Below are 7,595 nucleotides of genomic sequence, written 5' to 3' on the forward strand. Positions count from 1 at the left end.
GGGCTCGATGTCGCGCAGGTAGGTGCGGATCTTGTCGTTGTGCGCGATCAGGTTGCTGGTGACGTACAGCTTCTTGCCGCGCTGGTGGGCTTCCTGAATGCCTTGCTGGAGTTGCTCCAGCCGGAACTCGTTGTTGCGCGCACGCAGGGAATAGCGCGGCTGACCGGCGTAAACCGCATCGGCGCCAAAATCGTAGGCAGCACGCATCTTGTCGAGCGAGCCGGCGGGCAAAAGGAGTTCGGTAGACAGGGCACTCATGGTGGGCGGTATTGTCCATGCTCTGCCGTGCACCTGTCACGCGAAGGGGCAAGTTCCACAGAGAAACGGGGCGCATTTAAGGGGTTTCGGGGCTTATGTCTCGCCTCCCTTCGATTTAGCGCATATCAGACCTGAGCCGAGTGGTGCAAAATCTTCGCCATGCCTGATTTCTCCCCAGCCACGCTGGCCGACACCCACTGGAAGCACATCGCTGAAAACACCAGCGATGGGATTTGGGAATGGGACCTCGCCACCGGCACGCACCAGACTTGGGGCACGGTGGTGGACAGACTGGGCTACGGCCAGGGTCGGGAATCGGTCAGCTTTGAGGAATGGGTCGACCGCGTTCACCCCGTCGACCGGGAGCGGGTGCGGCAAGCCTTGATCCGTCACCTCAAGGGAGATGACTCGGCCATCCAGGTGGAATACAGGCTGCGCGATCCCCAGGGGCGTGAGCACTGGGTTCAGATCCGCGGCATGGTGACGGCGCATGACGAACAGGGGCGGGCCTCGCGCATGGCTGGCGCCATCCAGGACATCACCCCTCGCAAGCGCGCAGAACAGTTCGAACAGTTCCGCAGCCGCATTCTGGAAATGCTGGCCAGCAACAACCCGCTGCACGCGCTGCTCGAATCCATCGCGAAAGGGGTCGAAGCGCTGGAACCCCGGATGCTGTGCAGCATCCACCTGATTGACCTGAACACCCTGTCTTTGGCACAAGGGGCCTCTCCCAGCCTGCCAGCGTTTTACTGTGAGGCCATCGACGGCGTCCACATCGGCCCGAACGTGGGCTCGTGCGGGGCTGCGGCGTTTCTGCGGCAACGGGTGATCGTGCCCGACATGCTGAACCACCCGAACTGGGCCCCTTATCGGGAACTGGTCGCACAAGCCAATCTGGCCGCATGCTGGTCGGTTCCGATCATTTCCGCCGACGGCACCTTGCTGGGCACGTTCGGGGTGTACGACCGACAGATTCACACGCCCAGCGCAGAAGAAATCCGGCTGATCGACCAAGTCACCCACCTCGCCAGCCTGGCCATTCAGCGCAAACTGGCTGACGAACGCTTGCATCTGGCGGCCAGCGTGTTCACCCATGCCCGCGAAGGCATCCTGATCACCGATGAACACGCCCACATCATCGACGTCAATGAAGCCTTCACCCGCATCACGGGCTACACGCGTGAAGAGGTCCTGGGTTACAACCCGCGCATTCTGAAATCAGGCCGACAGGAACCCGAGTTCTACAGTCAGATGTGGGAAGACCTGCTGACCAAGGGCCACTGGCAAGGCGAGGTCTGGAACCGCCGCAAGAACGGCGAACACTACGCCGAGATGAAAACCATCAGCGCGGTGAAGGACGAGCAAGGCCATATTCGCCAGTACGTGGCCTTGTTTGCGGACATCACCGCCCTGAAGGAACACGAGAGCCAACTGGAGTTCAACGCTCACCACGATGCGCTCACCGGCTTGCCCAACCGCGTGCTGCTCGCCGACCGTTTGCAGCAGGCCATGGGCCACGCCCGGCGCCGGGAAAGTCGTCTGGCCGTGGTCTACATGGACCTGGATGGGTTCAAGGATGTCAACGACCAATACGGGCACGAGGTCGGTGACCAGTTGCTGATGACACTGGCCGACCGCATGCGCCACACCCTGCGTGAGAGTGACACCCTGGCGCGCCTGGGGGGCGACGAGTTTGTGGCCGTGCTGCCCGACTTGTCCGATGGACTGGGCACGATCCCGCTGTTGCAACGCTTGATGAATGCGGCATCTCAGGCCATCGAAGTCGGCGGGCAGTCCCTGCAGGTGACGGCCAGCGTGGGGGTCACGATCTACCCGCAAAACGATGAGGTGGATGCCGACCAGTTGCTGCGTCAGGCCGATCAGGCGATGTACCAGGCCAAGGTGGCGGGCAAAAACCGCTTCCACTATTTCGATGCGGACCAGGACCGCAACGTACGGGGCCACCACGAAAGTCTGGCCGCCATTCGCCATGCGCTGGCAAGAGAAGAGTTCGTGCTGTTCTACCAGCCCAAGGTGAACATGCGCACAGGCGATGTTGTGGGGGCAGAAGCCCTGATTCGCTGGAACCACCCCGAGCGCGGCTTGCTGCCACCGGGGGTGTTCCTGCCCGTGATCGAAGACCACGCGCTGGCCATCGAGGTCGGCGAGTGGGTCATTCACACCGCGCTGACACAAATGGACGTGTGGCGCAGCCAGGGCCTGCGTCTGCCGGTGAGCGTGAACCTGGGTGCACGGCAACTCCAGCATCCTGACTTTGCCGAGCGCCTGCGCTATCTGCTGTCCCTGCATCCGGAGACCCAGCACGGCGATCTGGAAATGGAAGTGCTGGAGACCAGCGCGCTGGGAGATCTGGCTCGCGTGTCGCAGGTGATTCAGACCTGCCGGGACATGGGCGTGAGTTTCGCACTGGACGATTTCGGGTCTGGCTACTCGTCGCTGACTTATCTGAAGCGCTTGCCCGTGGCCTTGCTCAAGATCGACCAGAGCTTTGTGCGGGACATGCTGGACGACCCGGATGATCTGGCCATTCTGGAAGGCGTGTTGGGCCTGTCCAAGGCGTTCCGACGTCAGGTCATTGCCGAGGGCGTCGAAACGACGGAGCACGGCGAGATGCTGCTGTACCTGGGCTGCGAGCTGGCCCAAGGCTACGGCATTGCCCGCCCCATGCCTGCCGACCGCATCCCGCAGTGGGTCACCTCGTGGCGTCCGGCCTGCACCTGGCGCGACCTGCCGCACTTTCACCCTGCCGATGCGCCGTTGATGGTGGCCTCCTTGAACCATCGCACCTGGGTCGACGGGGTCGTGCAATACCTGCAAGGCACGCGAGATCAGGCACCCCAACTGCACGCCCAGCAATGCTGCTTCGGCACCTGGCTACACAGCGAAGTCAATGCCAGCGAGGCGATCGCCCCTTGGGAGCCCATCTTGCAATCGCACGAGCAAATCCATCGCCTGGCCGAGCAATTGTGTGATTTGAAGGCCCGCGGACAGGGTGAAGCTGCGCTGCAGCGCGTTCCCGAACTGCATGCCTTGCGAGACGGATTGCTGGCCCAACTCAAGGTGCACATGAACCATCACGGCTCAAGCGGCCTCACCTCCGTGTGCGCCATCGCTTGAGGTCGAGGGCAACCACAAGGTCACGGTGGTGCCCGCACCCAGCTCACTCTCGATGTGCAGGCGGCCACCCATCAGCGCCAGCAACTCCTTGACGATCGCCACGCCCAGTCCGGTGCCCGGGATGTTGCCGGACTTGTCTGCGCGGAAAAAGCGTTCACCCATGTGCGAGAGGTTTTCCGGCGACAGGCCAATGCCCTGATCCCGGATCTCGACGCCCCACCAGCTTTGCCCACGGCTGGACCGCGACACCACAAAGCCGATATGCACCTCGCCCCCTTGCGGCGAGTATTTGTACGCATTGGACAGGATGTTGAGCAAAGCCTGCTGCATCTTGCCCCCGTCAACCTGAACGCGCATGGTCCGGTCCGAGAGGGCCACGATGGGCGGCGTGCGCCCCTCCGGGGTCTTGAAGGCGTGAATGGCCTGCTGAACAACGTCGCTGAGTTCCGCCTCCATCATCACCAGATCCTGCCCTTGGCGGCTTTCAATCCGGGCCAGATCCAGCAGCTCGTTGAGGATGGTCACCATGGCCTGACTCTGACGGTACATGATGGACAGCAACTCATGCCGCTTCTCAGGGCCCATCTCACGCTTGAGCATGAGCTCCGTGAAACCGTACAAGGACACCATGGGGGTGCGCAACTCATGCGCGGCCATCGACAGGAAGTCCGACTTCATCTGATCGAGCTGATGCTGGCGCGTCACGTCACACACGTAGATGACGCGAGCCACGCTGGCACTGTCCGACGTCTGCGCATGAAAGCTCAAGACCCTGGGCACCGGAGCGTTGAGCTGAAGCGTCCAGCTCTCGTCGGTCTGCAGGCTCTGAAAGGACTCTGGGTCTCGGGCCTGTGCCTTGATCCGTGCGGCCACATCCGTCAGGGATCGGCCAATCACCTCATCCGGGGCGATCTGACACAGGGCCATGAAGGCGTGGTTGACGAACTGCACCATGCCATCGCGCCCCACCGTGAGCAGGCCGTCCCGGCTGAGGGTGAAGATGGCTCCCAGCTGATCGTTTTGAATGGCCAATTGCTGCTGGTGCGCCGTCATCTGCTTGAGGTTGTCATCCAGCTGATGCATCTGGCGACTGATGATCTGGGACGCCTGATTCAAGGCGCGGGTCAGCTCCATGACCTCCATGGGGCCATCGCCCTCGGGAAGTTGCTCGCCATGCCCGTTCACCATCTTGACGGCGAAATGCCGGGCACGCGCCAGATCATGCACAGGGCGCCACAAGAACAGCCACAACAGCAACATGGCCCCCGCCACCGCCATGGCCGCCACGACCGCGGTGTTGCGCCAGATGCGAGAGCGGGACTCGGTCAGATCGGCAATGTCGTAGTCCACACGCACCCACCCCACCGTCGAACCCGCCTGGACCGGATGCCAGACCACCAACAAGGCGCGGGCTGCATCCTCTTGCACCACGGCCTCGCCATCCGGCGGCAGGTTCACGAGCAAGGGTTGCGCCGACGAATACTGCATGCGGATCGGCTGATCCGGTGCATGCTCCGCCCATGCCAACACCCGTCCGTTGGGCTGCATCACCCTCAAGGCTCGCACGGATTTGAAGTCGGCCGCCCGACGCACCACATCCTCCAATTCATCCAGTGAGTTGGTGAGGATGAGTCCTGCGCTGCTGATGGCAACATGGCGCGCCATGCCTCGGGCCATGTCCTGTGCGGCACGGTGCTCCAGCGCGGTCTGTTCGTGGGCGGTGTACCCACCCAACAGCCCCAACGCCATGACCAGCAACAAAGAAATGATCAGCCACAACTGCCGAGACAGACGTCGTGGCCAGATCCAGGCCAGAAGGCGGGGCAGTCGCATGGTGTCAGGCACTACTCGACGTAGCGGTCCAGTTTCAGTTTGCCCAGCGGCTGATAGTCCCGAACCTGATCGGCACGGATCGGCTGGTCCATCGGAATGTCGTGAAAGGCCTCCGCCAGCGTCGGGTCCTTGGCCAGACGCAGCATGGCCTCGGTCACGGCCTTGCGCGTGCCTTCCGGTACGCGCGGATGCGCGCTCAAGGGATGAGGCGCGGCCCCCGGCGTCTCGAACAGAACGCGCAAGGCGGCCTGCACCTCGGGGGGTTCACGGTCCAGCGTCGCCCGCACGCCCCCACTGGCAGCCGTTTTGCCCGTCAAGGTATAGCGATAGGCGTTGGTGTGCGTGCGGACATACACCGCACTCGTCTCCACATGCTCCACCTCGGCCAGGTGCGAGCGGATCAGCAGGGACGCCCCAAAGGCATTGGGTGCGGGATACGCCACACTTTGCCCTCGCAAATCGGCCATCTTGCGGATGGGGTCCTCCTTGCGCACCACCACGATGCCTGTGAGCAGGCGGCTGTCACGCACCAGCGGGACATAGCCCTGTGCACGATGGGCCATGAACTGGTGATAGGGATTGAGGTAGACAAAGTCAGCCCCACCCGCCTGGAAATCGGCCTCAAACGTAGGGATGTCTTTGAAAAACTTGAGGTTGAGTTGCACCTTCGCGGCCTGCCCGACCCGCTCCAGAATCGGGGCCCACACCCGCTGGATGTCGGCCGCAGGAAACTGCGGCACCACGGCAACGGTGTAAGAGGGCCACACGCGCTCGGCGATGGGCGCGGCCATGGCGCTGCCCACGAGCCACATTGCGCACAGGCCCAAACACCCCCGACGCCCGAGCGTCTGCACGGCTCTGCTTGACTGCTTGCTTGCCATCACTGCCCCTCCAGATCTGAGTGGATGTCCTATTTTCGGTAGGTCCATCGCCACTCTGATCCAGATCACGTTAATCGGGTCGGCAACTCGTGCATAAGTTACAAATTCACACGGGATGAAAAAAGGGCCACGGTCCGCAGACACGTGGCCCTGATCCCCCGACAGACGGGGGAGGATGCACCGATCAGGCGCGGATCAGGTGATCGAAAGCACTGAGTGCAGCGGTGGCACCTGCGCCGGTCGCGATGACGATCTGCTTGTACGGCACCGTGGTGCAGTCACCCGCCGCGAACACGCCCGGCACATTGGTGTGGCCCTTGGCATCGATGATGATCTCGCCAAACTTGCTCAACTCGACCGTGCCGCGCAGGAACTCGGTGTTGGGCACCAGGCCAATCTGCACGAACACGCCTTCCAGGGGCACCAGATGCTCATCACCGGTGGCGCGGTCCTTGTACTTCAGGCCATTGACCTTGCCGTCGGCACCCGTGATCTCGGTGGTTTGGGCGTTGGTGTGGATGGTGACGTTGGGCAGGCTCTTGAGCTTGTTGACGAGCACGGCGTCGGCCTTGAGCTGGTCGGCAAACTCGATGAGCGTGACGTGCTGAACGATGCCGGCCAGGTCAATGGCGGCCTCCACCCCCGAATTGCCCCCACCGATCACGGCGGTGCGCTTGCCCTTGAACAGCGGGCCGTCGCAGTGCGGGCAGTAGGCCACGCCCTTGTTCTTGTACTCGGCTTCACCGGGCACGTTCACATTGCGCCAGCGGGCCCCGGTCGACAGGATCACGGTCTTGGCCTTCAAGGTGCCGCCATTGGCCATTTTGACCTGGATGAGGCCGCCGGGCTGCTCGGCCGGAATCAGGGACTCGGCGCGCTGCAGGTTCATGATGTCCACATCGTAGGCACGGGTGTGGGCTTCCAGGGCGGCGGCCAGCTTGGGGCCATCGGTTTCCAGCACCGAGATGTAGTTCTCGATGGACATGGTGTCGTTGACCTGACCGCCAAAGCGCTCGGCGGCCACACCGGTGCGGATGCCCTTGCGAGCAGCGTACACCGCAGCGGCTGCACCGGCCGGGCCACCACCAATGACGAGCACGTCAAACGCGTCCTTGGCATCGATCTTGGCGGCTTCCTTGGCCGCCGAGTTGGTGTCAAGCTTGGCCACGATCTCTTCGACCGTCATCTTGCCCGAGGCAAACATCTGCCCGTTGAGGAACACCATGGGCACGGCCATGATTTCGCGGCGCGTGACCTCTTCCTGGAAGGTGCCGCCTTCGATGACGGTGGTCTTCACCTTGGGGTTGAGGATGGCCATGAGCGACAGGGCCTGCACCACGTCCGGGCAGTTGTGGCAGCTCAGGGACATGAAAACTTCGAAGTCGAAATTACCGTCCAGCGCCTTGATCGCGTCGATGGTTTCGGCCTCGACCTTGGGCGGGTGGCCGCCGGTCCACAGCAGGGCCAGCACCAGCGAGGTGAACT

General features: G+C 62.8%; 4 protein-coding genes and 1 pseudogene. 1 reads left to right on the plus strand and 4 read right to left on the minus strand.

Annotated elements, in window-relative coordinates; translation table 11 throughout:
• Nucleotides 1-258: pseudogene (locus ACOYNB_RS13965) on the minus strand (U32 family peptidase); the annotation flags it as partial.
• A gap of 159 nt (nucleotides 259-417) precedes the next feature.
• Here ACOYNB_RS13965 and ACOYNB_RS13970 point away from each other — a divergent pair.
• On the plus strand, nucleotides 418-3,396 hold the full coding sequence (locus ACOYNB_RS13970) for an EAL domain-containing protein (protein WP_422839601.1): 2,979 nt from the start codon (nucleotides 418-420) through the stop codon (nucleotides 3,394-3,396).
• Here ACOYNB_RS13970 and ACOYNB_RS13975 read toward each other — a convergent pair.
• The 3 genes from ACOYNB_RS13975 to ahpF all read right to left on the minus strand — a co-directional run.
• On the minus strand, nucleotides 3,361-5,229 hold the full coding sequence (locus ACOYNB_RS13975; protein WP_422839602.1) for a sensor histidine kinase: 1,869 nt from the start codon (nucleotides 5,227-5,229) through the stop codon (nucleotides 3,361-3,363). The two genes, ACOYNB_RS13970 and ACOYNB_RS13975, sit on opposite strands and share 36 nt — an antisense overlap.
• Before the next feature lie 11 nt (nucleotides 5,230-5,240).
• The gene (locus ACOYNB_RS13980) at nucleotides 5,241-6,020 is read right to left on the minus strand and encodes a phosphate/phosphite/phosphonate ABC transporter substrate-binding protein (RefSeq protein ID WP_422839603.1); all 780 of its coding nucleotides are present in this window, start codon (nucleotides 6,018-6,020) and stop codon (nucleotides 5,241-5,243) included.
• A 274-nt stretch (nucleotides 6,021-6,294) separates the two neighbouring features.
• Nucleotides 6,295-7,595: alkyl hydroperoxide reductase subunit F (gene ahpF, locus ACOYNB_RS13985; RefSeq protein ID WP_422839604.1), on the minus strand; the 1,301-nt coding region annotated here is incomplete at its 5' end.

The organism is Aquabacterium sp. (genome assembly GCF_049317225.1).
Classification (GTDB): Bacteria; Pseudomonadota; Gammaproteobacteria; order Burkholderiales; family Burkholderiaceae_C; genus Aquabacterium.